This window comes from Microcoleus sp. A003_D6 (assembly GCF_036702825.1).
GTDB lineage: Bacteria > Cyanobacteriota > Cyanobacteriia > Cyanobacteriales > Microcoleaceae > Microcoleus.
The window spans coordinates 5,731-21,135 of record NZ_JAUBWA010000036.1 but is presented as its reverse complement, the minus strand read 5'-3'; the positions used below and the strand labels follow the sequence as shown (position 1 = coordinate 21,135).

At 43.4% G+C, this 15,405-nt stretch carries 18 protein-coding genes; 14 read left to right on the top strand and 4 right to left on the bottom strand.

What is annotated here, in order from left to right:
* Positions 1–152: 152 nt before the first annotated feature.
* The 7 genes from QUB70_RS12420 to QUB70_RS12395 all read left to right on the top strand — a co-directional run bounded on the left by QUB70_RS12420 (position 153) and on the right by QUB70_RS12395 (position 3,627).
* The gene (locus tag QUB70_RS12420; protein WP_332980648.1) at positions 153–611 is read left to right on the top strand and encodes a peroxiredoxin; all 459 of its coding nucleotides are present in this window, start codon (positions 153–155) and stop codon (positions 609–611) included.
* 293 nt (positions 612–904) lie between these two features.
* Positions 905–1,375, top strand: coding sequence for a DNA phosphorothioation-associated protein 4 (locus QUB70_RS12415; protein WP_332980647.1), 471 nt, complete (start codon positions 905–907; stop codon positions 1,373–1,375).
* A 10-nt stretch (positions 1,376–1,385) separates the two neighbouring features.
* Positions 1,386–2,441: an endonuclease/exonuclease/phosphatase family protein gene (locus tag QUB70_RS12410; RefSeq protein ID WP_332980646.1), complete on the top strand. Its 1,056-nt coding sequence runs from the start codon at positions 1,386–1,388 to the stop codon at positions 2,439–2,441.
* 145 nt (positions 2,442–2,586) lie between these two features.
* Positions 2,587–2,775, top strand: coding sequence for a DUF6888 family protein (locus QUB70_RS32695; protein WP_442927778.1), 189 nt, complete (start codon positions 2,587–2,589; stop codon positions 2,773–2,775).
* The gene (locus QUB70_RS12405; protein ID WP_332980644.1) at positions 2,762–2,977 is read left to right on the top strand and encodes a DUF6887 family protein; all 216 of its coding nucleotides are present in this window, start codon (positions 2,762–2,764) and stop codon (positions 2,975–2,977) included. Before QUB70_RS32695 ends, QUB70_RS12405 begins: the two co-directional genes overlap by 14 nt.
* Before the next feature lie 61 nt (positions 2,978–3,038).
* On the top strand, positions 3,039–3,275 hold the full coding sequence (locus QUB70_RS12400; protein WP_332980643.1) for a hypothetical protein: 237 nt from the start codon (positions 3,039–3,041) through the stop codon (positions 3,273–3,275).
* Positions 3,268–3,627 carry a type II toxin-antitoxin system RelE family toxin gene (locus QUB70_RS12395; protein WP_242723688.1) on the top strand — a complete coding sequence of 120 codons (360 nt, stop codon included), beginning with the start codon at positions 3,268–3,270 and terminating at the stop codon, positions 3,625–3,627. Before QUB70_RS12400 ends, QUB70_RS12395 begins: the two co-directional genes overlap by 8 nt.
* Positions 3,628–3,693: 66 nt before the next feature.
* Here the strand turns inward: QUB70_RS12395 and QUB70_RS12390 are convergent, their stop codons facing one another.
* Positions 3,694–5,286, bottom strand: a complete 1,593-nt coding sequence (locus QUB70_RS12390) for a DGQHR domain-containing protein (protein WP_332980639.1) — start codon at positions 5,284–5,286, stop codon at positions 3,694–3,696.
* Between the two features lie 247 nt (positions 5,287–5,533).
* Here QUB70_RS12390 and dndB point away from each other — a divergent pair, with 247 nt between their 5' ends.
* On the top strand, positions 5,534–6,655 hold the full coding sequence (gene dndB / locus QUB70_RS12385; RefSeq protein ID WP_332980638.1) for a DNA sulfur modification protein DndB: 1,122 nt from the start codon (positions 5,534–5,536) through the stop codon (positions 6,653–6,655).
* Positions 6,656–6,674: 19 nt separating this feature from the next.
* Here dndB and QUB70_RS12380 read toward each other — a convergent pair whose 3' ends face one another.
* Positions 6,675–7,286, bottom strand: coding sequence for a hypothetical protein (locus QUB70_RS12380; protein WP_006632975.1), 612 nt, complete (start codon positions 7,284–7,286; stop codon positions 6,675–6,677).
* Positions 7,287–7,506: 220 nt separating this feature from the next.
* Here QUB70_RS12380 and QUB70_RS12375 point away from each other — a divergent pair, with 220 nt between their 5' ends.
* From QUB70_RS12375 to QUB70_RS12365, 3 genes are all read left to right on the top strand, one after another.
* Complete coding sequence (locus QUB70_RS12375; protein ID WP_332980636.1) at positions 7,507–8,475, top strand: HNH endonuclease; 969 nt, start codon at positions 7,507–7,509, stop codon at positions 8,473–8,475.
* A gap of 22 nt (positions 8,476–8,497) precedes the next feature.
* Positions 8,498–10,213 (top strand): DNA phosphorothioation system sulfurtransferase DndC, encoded by a 1,716-nt coding sequence (gene dndC, locus QUB70_RS12370; RefSeq protein WP_332980635.1) that lies wholly within the window; start codon positions 8,498–8,500, stop codon positions 10,211–10,213.
* A 127-nt stretch (positions 10,214–10,340) separates the two neighbouring features.
* Positions 10,341–10,904 (top strand): GxxExxY protein, encoded by a 564-nt coding sequence (locus QUB70_RS12365; RefSeq protein WP_332980634.1) that lies wholly within the window; start codon positions 10,341–10,343, stop codon positions 10,902–10,904.
* A 109-nt stretch (positions 10,905–11,013) separates the two neighbouring features.
* On the opposite strand, the gene QUB70_RS12360 is transcribed toward QUB70_RS12365, so the two are convergent.
* The gene (locus QUB70_RS12360; protein ID WP_332980633.1) at positions 11,014–11,259 is read right to left on the bottom strand and encodes a hypothetical protein; all 246 of its coding nucleotides are present in this window, start codon (positions 11,257–11,259) and stop codon (positions 11,014–11,016) included.
* On the opposite strand from QUB70_RS12360, the gene dndD reads away from it, so the two are divergent.
* The 3 genes from dndD to dndE all read left to right on the top strand — a co-directional run bounded on the left by dndD (position 11,234) and on the right by dndE (position 14,413).
* A complete protein-coding gene (gene dndD, locus QUB70_RS12355; RefSeq protein WP_332980631.1) occupies positions 11,234–13,231 on the top strand; it encodes a DNA sulfur modification protein DndD in 1,998 nt (665 codons plus the stop codon). The two genes, QUB70_RS12360 and dndD, sit on opposite strands and share 26 nt — an antisense overlap.
* A 310-nt stretch (positions 13,232–13,541) precedes the next feature.
* Positions 13,542–13,931, top strand: coding sequence for a GxxExxY protein (locus QUB70_RS12350; RefSeq protein WP_332980629.1), 390 nt, complete (start codon positions 13,542–13,544; stop codon positions 13,929–13,931).
* Positions 13,932–14,011: 80 nt separating this feature from the next.
* Complete coding sequence (gene dndE / locus QUB70_RS12345; RefSeq protein ID WP_332980626.1) at positions 14,012–14,413, top strand: DNA sulfur modification protein DndE; 402 nt, start codon at positions 14,012–14,014, stop codon at positions 14,411–14,413.
* Between the two features lie 62 nt (positions 14,414–14,475).
* Here the strand turns inward: dndE and thiD are convergent, their stop codons facing one another.
* Positions 14,476–15,285 (bottom strand): bifunctional hydroxymethylpyrimidine kinase/phosphomethylpyrimidine kinase, encoded by an 810-nt coding sequence (gene thiD / locus QUB70_RS12340; protein WP_332980624.1) that lies wholly within the window; start codon positions 15,283–15,285, stop codon positions 14,476–14,478.
* Positions 15,286–15,405 lie beyond the last annotated feature (120 nt).

Here is a 15,405-nt window from a genome sequence, read left to right as displayed (position 1 = left end):
GAGGACGCAGAGGACGCAGAGGAGAGAGAAGCAAGTAAAGAGGACTGAAGTCTTTACTACAAACTTAGTTATAATTCTCGATCGGGAGTTCATTTAACTGCTACAATAGCAAAGGTTAACATCTACCGAAGCCAAATCGTTAAACAAAAAACATGACAGTCAAAGTAGGAGATATCGCACCGGATTTCACTTTACCATCTCAAACTGGTACATCAGTCAGTCTCAAGGATTTTCAAGGTAAAAAAAATGTCATCGTCTATTTTTACCCCAAAGACGACACACCGGGATGCACAACCCAAGCTTGCGCTTTTCGAGATAGTTACGAAGTCTTCAAAGACGCAGGTGCAGAAGTCATCGGAATTAGCGAAGATTCGCAGCAGTCTCACGAGAAATTCGCCGCTAAATATCAGTTACCTTTTACACTTTTGAGCGATACTGGCAATAAAGTTCGGCAATTGTACGGCGTTCCAGCTACACTGTGGATTATGCCGGGTAGAGTAACTTATGTGATTGATAAACAAGGTGTTGTCAAGCATATTTTTGACTCGATGTTGGACTTTAAGGCACACGTTGCAGAAGCGCTCAAAACTTTAGAAACTATTAAGATTTAGAGGGATTAGAAACCCTCTCGATCAAACTCGGTGGTTTCAACCGCTTTTTTTGACCTGTTATATCAATTCCGTTAGCATCGGAATGATATAAACGGAGGACACGGCACTGCCGTGTCTCTACCACCGCCTGACTGACGGCGCGATCCGCTTGCCTCTTTAAAGATACAAGGGGCGGGTTGAGCGCGCAATACAAGATATCCAGCCAACAATTTAGATACAAAACCCGCCGGGTGGCGAATAGAATTAGATTCTTGCCAGATGTATAATTGTTAAAAATTAGATATTAATTTGCAATGGGTGCTAACAGAATTAGAATTGCTAAAGATAAAGCTGATTTAGTCAAATCCTTAACTTTATCGGATAACAACTCCGGGCCTTTTCAGACTTACGCCGATGTCATCGCGTTTGCCGCAGCGTTGGGAAATCAGCGGAAAAAACGCTTGCCTTTGGGGGAAATTTCTAAACGAGAACCGGGGGCGATCGATGTTGATATCTTTGTATCGAGGGGTTACGATATGGCGATTAAGTTAATTGCGATCGCCGAAACCAAAAATCCTCAAATTCTCTCCCATATCGACGAACAATTGGAAGCAGAACGCTTGCAAATTTTTGAAGAATATGCTAATGGTGGACTGGAAATTTTGCGCGAAGAGTTGCGGGGTGCGGCGGATTATACCGATCGCCTTTTGTTGGTTTTGATTTCACAAAGAGACAATCAACATCGGTCAAATGAAGAATTCGATTTAAGCAAGTTCTTATTCTAATAGGTTCCCAATGAAGCACATCCCAAAAGATATAATCCAGAGATGCTTAAAGCAAGCTGCAATATTTCTCGCTTACAGTTACTCAGCATTTATTATATCCTATTTGGTTCTCAAACTAATCTTTTGGGATCGACTGTGGATTATTGCCTTAATTAGCACTTTTAGCCCCTTAATTTTCTTCCCTGCTTTCCTGCTTCCCATCATCGGCTTGTTAATTATCAAAAAAAGATGGTTCACTATTATTTCGGCGATCGCCTGCATTCTTCTAATAAGTTGGCTGCACATTAAATACTTTTCTCCCGCACCCATTAACATCACAGATTCGCACCCCAGAATCAAAATTCTATCTCATAACCTGAGTTGGCATAAAACTCAGTCACCTACTTTATTTAAACTGATTGACCAGCAAAAACCCGATCTTATATTTTTACAAGAAATCGTTCCGGAAAATACCAAAAGAGTTTTTACCTGGTTAAAAGCAGACTACCCCTATCAAATTGGCATTCACCCTGTAGGAATTCTCAGTAAATATCCAATTGTATCGAGCGAAATACTGCACTTAGCCGGCCATCCAGAAACGCAGCAGCGGGCCATTATTAAATTTAACGAACAAGAAGTAGTGATTTATAATATGCAAGCTACGGGGCCGTGGTTGAAACTATCTAAAAAATGGGGTTTTCTAAAAATTCCAGTTTACAAATATGACAAACGATCGCCTGAAATTCAAGACTTAGTGCAGCGAGTTGAGCGAGAAACTCTGCCAGTAATTGTCGCGGGCGATTTTAATATGACAGACGAAACTCAAGACTATGACAGGGTGCAGAAAGTCATGCAAGATTCTTTCCGAAAATCGGGATGGGGGTTTGGTTTTACCTGGCCTCACGGTTGGGAACTTAAATTCTTGGTAAAAAAATCGAATTGGAGATTAAATTATCCGGTTTTCCGGATTGATTATATTTGGTATTCAAAGCATTGGGGTGCTAAATCTAGTTCGGTTTTGGAGGCAACTGAGTCGGATCATTTGCCTGTAGGAGCAGAATTAATTTTGTTAAAGGAAGCGGTATAATGTATATAAATTGAGATGTAAACTTTGGTGCGATCGCGCTCTGTACTATTGTTCTAGCGACAAAAATTGCTAAAAGTGATAATATAAATATACAATTTTCCTTGAACTATATGTTAAAATAAGTATTAGGTTGAGTGATTGACAAATGCCTACTGCTGCCCAGCTAAAGAGTTTATATCGCATCAGTTATCAACTGACCTACACCATGCTTCAGCCGATACATCTTATTTGTGTTGACGATCGCACTCGTAACGTATACATATTGGCTGGGTACGATGAAGAGCTTGAGTTCCAGATTTTACCCAATGGGGAGTTTGCTGATGAGCCAAGTTAACTATAATGCAATGTCGAATACTGAATTAAAACAGTATTTTCTTAAACATCGTGGAAATCGAGCCGCTTTTCAGGCGTACTTAGACAGAATCAATCAGCATCCGCTGAGGATTATTGCAAGTCCCGGCGATCCTGATTTTGATGAGAAAGTTCAAGCCGCAATTCGCCGAAAATTAGAAGCGGCAAGAAATCGCAGTAGTTAGCTATCTAACAAGTCAAATACAGTCGGCGCTTGAAAGTTTGTGATAACGAGAGGAACACCCCATGCAAATTACCCTCACCATCCCCGATCAGTTAGAACAGCAGCTTCTTCAGAAAGCTAGCCAACTCAACTTGCCGATCGAAACCCTGATTTTGGAATCCCTGGGTCAACTATTTCAAGAAGACGAAGACGAGCTATCTAAAGAAGATATCCTCAACAGCCTCCGGATTGCGCTTCAGGAAGTAGAAGACGGCAAAGTTCACCCGATCGCAGAACTTTGGGATGGTATTGATGTCTGAACCACCCAGCATCCAGGTTCTGTTTGCAGATCAATTCAAGCGCCAACTCCGAACCCTCGCCAAACGCTATCGCCAAATTCAAACCGACTTGCAACCTCTCCTACAGCAGTTGCAAGCAGGCGAATGTCCAGGCGATCGCATTTCCGGTACGGGCTACACCGTATTCAAAGTAAGAGCCAAAAACAGCGACATCAGTAAAGGAAAAAGTGGAGGCTATCGCATTATTTATCAAGTCACATCAACCACTTGTTTCATCTTGCTCATCATCTATGCCAAATCTGACCAAGAAACGGTCGCCGTTGAAGAAATCAATGACATTATCGATAGCTTCCGCAATCAGCAACAATCATAATCAAGAAATAACCTTAACTCCGCTCGAAAGTAGTCGTTCTCTGACTGCTACCATCAGAATAAAAATTTAGGTAAGCACCGGCGGCAATCCTACCTCTTGCGGCTGCACAAATCTGCCATTAAAACTAACAGCTTTATCCTCAAAAGTCCTCGCTTGGGCCACCGCTTGCCGCAAATGAGCTCGATCCATATCGTCCTCAATTCCTGCAACCAAATACACAATTAACTTCGTCGCTAAATCCTTTCCAGAAACTAGCATTCGCTTTTTATTCGGATCGTACAAAATCCCGTACCAGGCAGACTCAGGATTGTCCATGTGGCTAAATCCTTCATCGACATCGAATCTGCGGAGTTTGTCGAAAATAGATTTCAGGGAAAGTTTCTTTCTAAATACTAGAATTCCCAAAGCATTAGCTAAAGCAACTTGACCGACTGGACGGAACAAAATATTTCCCTCGCCCCCTGGCTTTTCAAAACTAAATCGGCGCAATTCAGTCGTTTCTTCGCCACTTTCAATTCTTTGATAGCTGGGTAAAGTTGCTAAATGATCGAACAATTTTTTAAACTCTTCAATTCCCTCTTTCAGTTCGTCATCTTCCGGGCGCATGGGAATTAAACCTTTTCGTTCCGGCTTCCAATGGGGGAATTTGTATTCTAAATACCGTTCGGACATATCTTGCAGCGCTTGCAATGTGGTTAAGACAGTTGATTTTGCTGCCACTGTCGCGCTGTCCCAATTGACGCGGGGATTTCTGTCTTCTTGCTCTTTTAATAAGGGATGGGTGACGGCAATTTTTCGGGCGGCGATCGCAAATCCGTTGTCCTCGTTCAATAATGCTAGCTGGCCCTGACTCAGCGTTACCGCCATGAGGTTAACGTGCACAAAGATCGATCGCACGCGCCGTTGTGCTTGCTGTCGCGTTTCCCCCGCTACCGCCGCCGGGATAAACTCAATCCCGATTTTTTCGTGAGCTAATTTATACACTGTTTCGGGATCGATTTGATACTCTTCTGCTAAATCTTCCAGAGTAATTGCAGCGCCGACAGGTTTTTTATTTTTGTTGTATCTTTGCAGGATTCCGGTTTTTATTAAACTCATTAAACCTTGAACTCCCATCAGCCGATGCTGGCCGTCTAAGGCAAAAATTGAGACTTTTTGAGAGACATTCAAAAGCCCTAAGTTCTCGTTTTTATCAAAGGATGTAAATTCAGCAGCAGATTTGGTTGCTACGCCATTTTTATCCCATTCCTCGGCGTGAGGATTGTCTACCCACGGGGGACTGACAACTACTAAAACTGCGGGAAATTTGTGCGATTTTCGGGCTGCTAAATATTGAGTGAGGGCGGCTTGGCGCGACCAATCTAAGGGACGCTGGATAATTTCGTCAATGGTTTCGTCGTCGCGGACGATGTTGTTCGTTTGTAGGTCGAATTTTTGGCGGAAAAGCGGCATTTGCGAAGCGAAACGGACGCGAGAATCTAACCATTCTAGGGTGACTGAACCGATGTATGCTTCAGTGTTTCCCATCTGGGTTTTTTGTACGAAAATGCGATCGTCCTTTCCTAAATAATTATCTAATAAAAGTGCGATTTCTTGTCTGTCGCTATTTTCTTTTTCTAAAATTTTGCTAGCGAGGTCATCCGCTGGATTGGTACTCATTGGCATTTTTTATATAATTAGGCTATTTTTTTTAAAATATCATGAGTTAAACTTTATGTCAACTCTTGTTTTTTAAAAAGTTTTGTGAAATACTTGAGTAATGGAAAACAGTCCCCAGACTTCATACCATATTTATTGCACGATGTCAATCATTTATTTATTTAAACCGCAGATGAACGCAGATAAACGCAGATAAGAGTTATTCCTTTGCGTTTGTCGGCGTGTATTTGCGGTTTCACAAAAAAATATGTCTACTCCTTCCTTTGAATACATTTTGCCGGTAATTCGGGGAATTCAAGCGGGCCGCGAATATTACGTGTCGATGTGTCCGGTGCGTTTTTTGCCGAAATTGTTTCCTTTTGAATCTGAAGATTTGCCGCCGTCTATGCGGGCGAAACGCGCACTTAACAAAGCTAGGATTCCCGAAATTGCTGATTATTTTGTCAAGAATCCTACAAATTATACTTGTGGGGCTATTGCTGCTTCGATTGATGCGGATATTACTTTTGAAGCTGTGGGAAATGAGGCGGAGGAAAGGAAAATCGGTCGCTTGCGAGTGCCGATGGATGCTAAGTTTACTATTAATGACGGACAGCATCGGCAGGCGGCTTTTGAGATGGCTTTGAGGGAAAATCCGCAGTTGGGATATGAGACGGTGGCGCTGATTTTGTTTCTCGATGTTGGGTTGGAAAAATCGCAGCAGATGTTTGCTGATTTGAACGGTTTTCAAGTTCCTTTGGAGGCGTCGCTAAGTCTACTTTACAACCACCGGGACGATCGCGCTTTTGTGGTGAAGGCGGTTGTTAAGCAGGTTGAGGTTTTCCGGTGTTTGACTGAGATGGAGAGGGGGAGTTTGAACGGGCGATCGCACAAATTGTTTGCGCTGAGTGCGATCGATCGCGCTATGATAGCTTTCCTGTCCAACATCCACAGCAACAAACACGCGAAACCCTCTCGTTACCGCGCCACAAAACAGGAAAAAGAGGAAGAACTTACTCAGCAAATACAACAGGCGGTTAATTATTGGAATGCGGTTAGCAGTTTTATTCCCGATTGGCAATTAGTTCTGCACAAACAAGTTGCGGCGGGGGAAATGCGCCGGGATTGCGTGCACTGTCACAGTGTTGTGTTGGAGAGTTTGGGGGAAGTTGGGGCTGCTTTGCTGTCGGTTTTTCCTGAGAGTTGGGAGGAACGTTTGAGCTTTTTGCGGCAGGTTGATTGGTCGATTTCTAATCCTGATTGGGAGGGTGGGATTTTGTTGAAAGGGGGGATTTCTAAGTCGAGGGCGAGTGTTAGTTGGATGACTGATTATTTGAAAAAGCGGTTGGGCTTGGAAACCGCAGGTGTACCACAGGCGCGACGCCCGTGACACGCTAAAATCTGTGACTTTAATTAAAATAGCGTCGAAACGGTTCTGCAAGAATGCCCAAGATTTGGTCTAGCTGAGTAATAAAATATTCAGTCAAATCAATTTTTAACAACTGATTTTCTAGAATTAAGAATTTCCAGTTTGTACCCGTTGAAACTGCTCCATAAATTGCAGATTGTTCTTGCCCTTTCCGGGCATTAAATATTTGAGCTGCTGCCATCTGAGCCGCACACTGTCCCAATCCTATTCTAATATCGTTGTCTTTGGCTTCCACTAATGTCAAGACTGGGGCTGTAACTAATGATTGATTGCTGGACGCACTGAGGAGAAAGTCACACGCCCCGGTTAATCCTTTGCTCTCTTCTACGTTAAATGTGTTGCCGGAAAAGTAGCCAATTTTGTTGTTGAAAGTGCGCCGTATTTCGAGTAGAATGGGAGTGATGATTAATTCCGATCGAGCTTTTTCGGTGCTGATACTGGATGCTAGGTCTAAGGTTTCGTCTAGGGTTTGCTTGAGGCGTTCTGAAGGTGCGATCGGGGTGATTTGGCTGAATAAGTGGGGAATGTCTTCAACGGTTAGATCCAGGGTTGAGACGGCTTGGTCGATCGTTTTGAAGTCGCTGTAGGACATATTTGATTCGGGGGATGGGATGGATTTTGGAAGCGCAGATGCACGCGGACAGTGATATAATTATCACCAGTTTAGGCTAGAAAATTACTTTTTAGTCTGCTGATACTGCTTAAATTGTCTGGTTTCTTCGTTATGGTTTTGCAATCCGGTGCTTAACCGTCTGTTCCAAATAGTGTAAAATTTTAGGTCTGATTGTATTTAATCATAGCTGGAGGAGAAAATGACTACAGGAGAAGTGTCCGAAAATAAGAATCTAGCGTACTATCGACAACGTTTTGCCGCTCTTAATGTAAGTAATACACGCCAACGTGGTAAAGCTAATCATAAACCCATATTACTATTATCAATCATCGACCTAATTTCTCAAGGAATAATTAGGGATAATCGAATTTATGTTTCAGATGATTTGATTAAAACATTTAACAAGTATTGGGATGTCTTAGGTTCTGACTCTCACCTCCGTGGTTTGCACTATCCATTTTGGCATTTGGAAAGCGATGGATTCTGGCATAACACGCTTAAGTCTGGATTTAATGGTTCAAAACCTAAAACGACTAACAAGCTAAGAGAAGCTGTAGAATACGCGAGTTGGGATCGTGAATTATTCAATTTACTCCAAGACCAAAACTCTCGTTCGGAATTAATAGATACACTGGTAGCTGTATGGTTTTCATCAAATAGGGATGATCTCGGAGATATTTTGCAAGTTAATCAAGACTTTGAAAATGTTGCTCAGACAGAAACTGAAATATCAGAGACAGCAGGGAATATTGATACAGAACCGAGGTTCTATTTAACAAGGTCGGCTGTTAGAAATGCTGTCTTCAGGAAGGCAGTAGTACATACATATGATTACAAATGTGCATTTTGTCGATTAAAAGTCATCAGGAACATAACTCAAAATATTGTAGATGGCTCACATATTAAGCCATTTTCAAAGTTTTATGACAATCAAATTAATAATGGGATATCTTTGTGTAAAAATCATCATTGGGCTTTTGACCAGGGTTGGTTTGCTATAGATGACAATTACAGAATTATCGTCGCTAATGACTTAGAAGAGGAATCCCCCAATGCCAGAACTATGAAAGATTTTCATAGTGAAACTATTCTCCTGCCAACTTCAGACCAATATCTACCAAGACTTGAATCCCTAGAGTGGCATCGGCTGAATGTATTTAGAGCTTAATTACTTAACTGAGGTTGAAGACATGACAGAAACAATGCTACCACTTTTTCCACCCCGTACCGTTAGGGACTTAGTGGAAGAAATAAAAAAATTAAGTCAAGAAATTAGAGATTTATATTGTTTAGATGATATTCCCTGGGTGGTAGGATATTCAGGAGGAAAAGATAGCACTACTGTAGTGCAGCTTATCTGGTATGCAATAGCAGAATTACCACCCGAAAAAAGAACGAAAAAAATATATGTAATCACAACAGATACACTGGTAGAAAACCCGATTGTTTCTACTTGGGTACGTCAGTCATTAAAACAGATGAAGTCTGCTGCTATAGAGCAGCAGCTCCCAATAGAACCTTATATGCTTTATCCCGATGTCAAAGATACTTTCTGGGTAAACTTGATGGGAAAAGGCTACCCAGCACCGAGACATGGATTTCGCTGGTGTACTGAACGCCTGAAAATCCTTCCTTCTAATCGGTTTGTTCGTGATATGGTGAGAATCAATGGAGAAGTAATTCTTATATTGGGTACTCGCAAAGCTGAAAGCATTAAACGCGCTGTTTCAATGGAGAAACATGAAATAGGTCGAATGAGTGACCGTCTAAATGATAATTCTAGTTCCATTAAATCTCTGCTTTATCAGAGTCCTAGTCTCCCTAATTCCCTAATTTATAGTCCGATTGAAGATTGGCGAACTGATGAAGTCTGGATTTATCTGAATCAGTGGCCTAATCCTTGGGACAATAGCAACAAAGATTTATTTACCATGTATCGAGGTGCAACGGCAGATAATGAATGTCCTTTAGTTGTCGATACTTCTACCCCTAGCTGCGGCAGTTCTCGCTTTGGCTGCTGGGTTTGCACAATGGTAAGCCAAGACAAATCAATGGAGGCAATGATTCAAAACGATGAGGAAAAAGAATGGATGCAGCCTCTCCTCGATATTCGCAACGAATTAGACATTAAAAACGATCGCCCAAAAAGAGACTTCCGCCGCATTTACGGTAGAGTAGAACTGTTTGAACGCAACATGGGCGACGACACAACCTCCGTCGAACCCATCCCAGGGCCCTACACCAAATTTTGGCGAGAACACTGGCTGAGACGAGTCTTGGAAGCACAAACCCAAATCCGCAAAACCGCACCCCTAGAAATGCGCGACATCACCTTAATTACCCCGGAAGAACTTAGCGAAATCCGCCGCATTTGGCTGGAAGACAAACACGAATTCGACGACTCTTTGCCCCGGATTTACGAAGAAGTCACGGGCGAACCTTTTGAAGATTCCCGTCCCGCCGCCGAAAGAAAACTCCTCGGTAGCGATGAATGGACTGCGATCGAAGAAATTTGCAGCGAGGACAAAATGCACCTCGAATTGATGGCCAAACTCCTCGACACAGAACGCCAATACTACACGAAACCCCGTCGTACAGGCATTTACGCGGATTTGGACAAATGCTTTGAAACCAGTTCGCGATCGAGGGATGAAGCGATTGGCAACGCCCACTATCAACGCAATTTAAAAAAAGCGGTGGAAGATATTAAAGCCAATCCGACGGAAAACATTCAGCAATTCAAAGATGCGATCGCCCAAACCAACAGTTCCGCAAAAAACGATACCGTTGATATTGCCAAACTTAAAGAAGAACTCGAAAGCAATAGCAATCAAGGGAAGCAGCTATCTTGGGCGGATATCAAATATTCTACTCCAGATGTAGGAGACGAAAATAGCAAAGATTAGCACGCAACCGCCTGCGGTTAAACCCCAAACTTGTTGACAGCCACTCCGCGCGATCGCATATAATGGTTGTCAACTAACCGCAGCATTACCAAACCCTCATCGTTTAAATTACCAAATTTTTACGACCATGATAGATCCTAATATTCCCCATCAGGATATGACATACATCATCATCGGCTGTGCAATGAGAGTACACCGGAGGACGCAAAAAGGTTTAAGAGAAAAACATTACCAAAGAGCCTTTGATGCAGAAATGATAGAATCTGGAATTACCACAGAAATGGAATATCCCAAACAAATTTACGACGGTCAAGTTTGGATGGGAATCCTCTATCTAGACCATTGGGTGAATCAAGGTATTGTAGTAGAGGATAAAGCCGTAAATTATCCAATGACCGATAAAGATAAAGCTCAAATAATAGCTTACCTAGCAGCGACAGGAGCACAAGTAGGTTTATTTATAAACTTTGGACGCAGCAAACTAGAATATCACCGCATCCTCCCACCAAAATCTGTACAAGGTTGGCAGAAACACATTCAACCATACTTGTGGCGGCCCAGAACAAGTGGCAGAGGCTGGATGAGGGGAAGTTCACGATCGTATGAAGAAACAGATGCCGAACTCCCCTTACCTCCCAGCATTCCGCCCCAAAACCATGAGGAAGATTCAACAGATGTAATTGATTGGTAGCAAGGGGGGGAAATATTAGCAACGGATTTTGTAACGGATGTAACGGATGATTAGCAACGTATTTTATAAGGGATGTAACGGATGATTAGTCACTAATTAATTATCAAATCTAATTCCTTCCTAATATTTTCCCACCAACCAACAACCCATCCGTTAAATCCGTTACAAAATCCGCTGCCGAACCGCCCCCCACCAACCACCCATCCGTTAAATCCGTTACAAAATCCGCTGCCGAACCGCCCCCCCCACCAACCACCCATCCGTTAAATCCGCTACCAAATCCGCTGCCGAACCGCCCCCCCCACCAACCAACAACATATACATCTACAATGCAATTCCTCGAACTCGTCCTCAAAAACTTCGGCCCCTATGCAGGCACCCAAACCATCAATCTCCGCCCCGAAAAAGACGGAAATCCCTGCCCAGTTATCCTATTTGGCGGCATGAATGGCGGCGGCAAAACCACCCTCATGGACGCCATTCGCCTCGCCCTCTACGGTGGCCGCGCCCAATGTTCCACCAGAGGCAATTTAAGCTACAGCGACTTTCTCAATCAATGCGTCAACCGCCACACTCCCCCATTAGAAGATACCCGCGTAGAACTAACATTTGAACAAGTTCAAGATGACAAATTAGCTCAATTCAAAATAGTTAGATACTGGAAAAAATTAGATATCAAAGATAACTTAAGCATTCTCATATACAGCGAAATTGTCAGCGATTGGTGGTCGGACAAAGCAATTACCAACACCTGGGACGAATACATCGAAACCCTTTTGCCCGTCGGAATATCCAACCTATTTCTGTTTGACGGCGAACAAGTAAAAGAACTCGCCGAACTCGAAACACCGCCGGAGTTTGTCGTCGGGGCGATTAAATCTCTTTTAGGTTTAGAATTAGCAGAACGCCTCGCCGTCGATTTAGAAATATTAGCCGGCCGCAAGCGGAAAGAAATTGCTGGCAAAAAAGACTTGGCTGCTTTAGAGAAAATAGAACAAACTTTTAAGAAAATTACTGATGAAATAGACTCAGCTAAGCAAGAACAAGCCAGCTTTAAAAACGAATTAGATAAATCTCAAAAAAATCAGCAACAAGCATCAGACAAATTTATTTCTGAAGGCGGGAAAATTGCAGCCGATCGCAGTCAGCTAGACAGACAGCTAAACGACTACAGAAATCAGGCAGAAAAAACCCGTCAATCCATGATGGAATTAGCCTCAAATACGCTCCCACTAGCCCTAATTTCGCCCTTACTAAGTGAAGCCAAAATTCAAGCAGAAACAGAAGCCAGCCAGCAGCAAGCAAAGATTGCCCAAAATGTTATCAAACAAAGAAGCGATCGCCTTCTCAACTACATCGCGGAAATCTCGTTAAATCCCCAACAGCTAGATAAGATTCAAGACTTCATCCGCCAAGAAAACCAAGAACTCGAACAGCAAGCGGGAACAGACACTCCGCCCTGGATGAACGCCGACAACAACAGCATCCAGCAACTCGAAAACCTCCTTAGCTACCAAATCAAAGCCCAGCAAATTCTAGCCAACGACCAAATAGAAGAAATCAAAAGCATCGAAGCAGAAATCGACTTTACAGATAGACAACTCGCAGCCGCCGCTTCCCCCGAAGCCTACGAAAAACTAGAAGAAGAAGTTAGGAAAGCCCAAAAAGCAGTCGCTATCGCAGCCGCAGCCTTGGAATCAGCAAACCGCCGCGTCGATGAATTAGAGAGAGAGTTAGGCAAAAACCAAAAAGAACTAGAAAGCTACAGCAGCGAATTCATCACCATCAGAAACAGCCAACACGTCATCGCCTCCATCGCCAAAGCCCAAGCCACCCTGAAACTCTTTAAAGAAAAACTCACCCTCAAAAAACTCAACAAACTCGAAATAGAAATTACCGACTGTTTCCGCTACCTGTTGCACAAAACCGACCTCGTGCACAGAGTTGCGATCGACACTCAAACATTTAGCCTCTCCATTTACGATCCAGAAGGCAAACCAGTACCCAAACACCGACTTTCAGCCGGGGAAAAACAATTGCTGGCGATCGCCTTTTTGTGGGGATTGGCCCGAGTCTCTGGGAGACAGTTACCAGTCGCGATCGACACTCCCCTCGGCCGCCTCGACTCCTCCCACAGAAACAACCTAGTCGAACGCTATTTCCCCTCGGCCAGCCACCAAGTCATCCTGCTTTCTACAGACACGGAAATTAGCAAAGTAGAATACGAAAAACTCCAAGAATTAGAGGCGATCGCCCACAGCTACCTCCTCAAATACGACTCCGCCAAACACCAAACCACCGTCGAACCGGGCTATTTTTGGGAATAAAAATTCAGGCTAAAAAATAGCCGCAACCCCCTTGACTTTGCTGGGCAGTTGCGGTAGTATATAGGATAATGGGATGGTGGCGAAAATTTTATTTTTGCCACCATCCCATTATTAAGGATAAATCCTACTAGAAATACAATACCAAAAACAGCAGATTTAATCAAGCCCGCGCCGTGTAAAAATTTGTTAATGAACCGCAGATGATGGCAGATGAGCGCTGATGAACGCAGATTGGATTTTATATTGTAGCAGAAGGTGATTTTTGGTAGAGTTTTGGATGTGGGATTTTTTGAACCGCAGATGAGGGCAGATGAACACGGATGAACGCAGATTGGAACTTAATGAGATTACGGAAAAAATTATTGGTTGTGCTTTTAAGGTAGGAAATACTTTAGGTTGTGGATTTTTGGAGCAAGTTTATCAGAATTCTTTGGTTTATGAACTTCGGAAAACAGGAATGTTGGTTGAACCTCAGTTTACAATTTATGTCCATTATGAAGATATAATCGTTGGCAAATTCATCCCAGATGTGTTGGTGGAAAGAGCCGTGCTTGTAGAACTAAAAGCTATTAAATCAATCGGTGAAAGAGAAATGGCACAGTGTCTCAATGCTATAAAAGCTACAAAACTAACCGTCTGCTTGCTCATCAATTTCGGCAACCCTAAAGTAGAAATTAAACGAATAGTCAATAACTTCTAAACCGCAGATACAATCTCATGCTATCATCTGCGTTAATCCGTGTTAATCTGCCCTCATCTGCGGTAACAAATCATCAACCTATGGAACCACCAGTCGATCGCATCCTTTTATCCCAAACAGCCAAAGACCAACTGTCAAAACTCAAAAGATCGACTAAAATCGATCGCTGGAACGTGCTGTGCAGGTGGGGATTTTGCCGATCGCTCGCCGAACCCAGCATCCCATCCCCAGTACCAATTCCCAGCGACAGCAACGTCGAATTAAGCTGGGATGTCTTCGGCGGCGACATGGCTGATATCTTGATAATGGCCCTCAAACAGCGGTGTTATCAAGACAATTTAGGCACAGAAAAAGAAACTCTAGCCAAACAATTTCGCCTGCACTTGCACCGAGGGATTGGTTATTTGGCCGGCGATCCGAATATTAAGAAAATTGAAGACTTGGTGGCGATCGCTTTATCGCCTGAGAAATTAAGAAATTAAACGAACCGCGAAGACGCAAAGGACGCGAAGGAAGAAGGGAAAAGAAGGGATGAGTTCACAATTTACTTCATTAAAAGCGGGAAAAAATGACCTACTGGCCCTTGACCTTCCCCAATATCCAAAGCATATTTGAGAGCATTAGTCACATATTCCTTAGCCAAGGTCACCGCTGTAAATAAATCTTTACCTAATGCTAAATTAGCGGCGATCGCAGCACTCAAAGTACAACCAGTCCCGTGAGTATTGGGAGTATCAACATTTTCAGTCTTCAACACATCCAACCGCGTACCGTCAAACCAAACATCAATTCCCCGCAAATCTCCCGCCATCCCGCCGCCCTTCACCAAAACCGCCTTCGCCCCTAAACTGTGAATTCTCTCCGCCGCCACCCGCATATCATCCACAGCATCAATCTCCAAACCGCTCAAAATAGTCGCCTCAAACCGATTCGGAGTCACGACAGCAGCCATTGGAATCAAAACATCCTGCAAAAATGCGATCGCCCCATCATCAATCAATCGATCGCCCGATCGTGAAACCATCACCGGATCGACAACCAAATTCCCTATTCCCAAAGCCTCAACCTGTGAAGCCACCGCCGCCATAATTTCCCGGTTCAACAGCATCCCAGTCTTCACAGCATCCACCCCAATATCCCCAACCACCGCCTCAATTTGAGCCGCCACAGCCTCCGCAGACAAAGCATCAACTCGCATCACCCCCAAAGTATTTTGAGCCGTCACGCAAGTCAAAGCACTCGTACCGTGCACGCAGTGAAACGCAAAAGTCCGCAAATCCGCCTGAATCCCGGCCCCGCCGCCACTATCGGAACCAGCCACAGTCAAAGCCACAGGAATCTTAGATTTAATCATCTTTTTTGCAACCGCAGATAAACGCAAACAAACGCAGATAAATCCCATCATATCCGCGTTCATCAGCGCTCATCCGCCCTCATCTGCGGTTAAAATTCCCCAATCAAATTAGCTATGATT

Excerpts from the sequence above, each read along its gene's own strand:
- QUB70_RS12420 (WP_332980648.1), top strand. The coding sequence starts at position 153 with ATGACAGTCAAAGTAGGAGATATCGCACCGGATTTCACTTTACCATCT.
- QUB70_RS12375 (WP_332980636.1), top strand. The coding sequence starts at position 7,507 with ATGACTACAGGAGAAGTGTCCGAAAATAAGAATCTAGCGTACTATCGA.
- QUB70_RS12400 (WP_332980643.1), top strand. The coding sequence starts at position 3,039 with ATGCAAATTACCCTCACCATCCCCGATCAGTTAGAACAGCAGCTTCTT.
- QUB70_RS12390 (WP_332980639.1), bottom strand. The coding sequence starts at position 5,286 with ATGAGTACCAATCCAGCGGATGACCTCGCTAGCAAAATTTTAGAAAAA.
- dndE (WP_332980626.1), top strand. The coding sequence starts at position 14,012 with ATGGAACCACCAGTCGATCGCATCCTTTTATCCCAAACAGCCAAAGAC.
- QUB70_RS12405 (WP_332980644.1), top strand. The coding sequence starts at position 2,762 with ATGAGCCAAGTTAACTATAATGCAATGTCGAATACTGAATTAAAACAG.
- QUB70_RS12380 (WP_006632975.1), bottom strand. The coding sequence starts at position 7,286 with ATGTCCTACAGCGACTTCAAAACGATCGACCAAGCCGTCTCAACCCTG.
- QUB70_RS12395 (WP_242723688.1), top strand. The coding sequence starts at position 3,268 with ATGTCTGAACCACCCAGCATCCAGGTTCTGTTTGCAGATCAATTCAAG.
- QUB70_RS12350 (WP_332980629.1), top strand. The coding sequence starts at position 13,542 with ATGAACACGGATGAACGCAGATTGGAACTTAATGAGATTACGGAAAAA.
- QUB70_RS12415 (WP_332980647.1), top strand. The coding sequence starts at position 905 with ATGGGTGCTAACAGAATTAGAATTGCTAAAGATAAAGCTGATTTAGTC.
- dndC (WP_332980635.1), top strand. The coding sequence starts at position 8,498 with ATGACAGAAACAATGCTACCACTTTTTCCACCCCGTACCGTTAGGGAC.
- QUB70_RS12410 (WP_332980646.1), top strand. The coding sequence starts at position 1,386 with ATGAAGCACATCCCAAAAGATATAATCCAGAGATGCTTAAAGCAAGCT.
- QUB70_RS32695 (WP_442927778.1), top strand. The coding sequence starts at position 2,587 with ATGCCTACTGCTGCCCAGCTAAAGAGTTTATATCGCATCAGTTATCAA.
- thiD (WP_332980624.1), bottom strand. The coding sequence starts at position 15,285 with ATGATTAAATCTAAGATTCCTGTGGCTTTGACTGTGGCTGGTTCCGAT.
- QUB70_RS12365 (WP_332980634.1), top strand. The coding sequence starts at position 10,341 with ATGATAGATCCTAATATTCCCCATCAGGATATGACATACATCATCATC.
- dndB (WP_332980638.1), top strand. The coding sequence starts at position 5,534 with ATGTCTACTCCTTCCTTTGAATACATTTTGCCGGTAATTCGGGGAATT.
- dndD (WP_332980631.1), top strand. The coding sequence starts at position 11,234 with ATGCAATTCCTCGAACTCGTCCTCAAAAACTTCGGCCCCTATGCAGGC.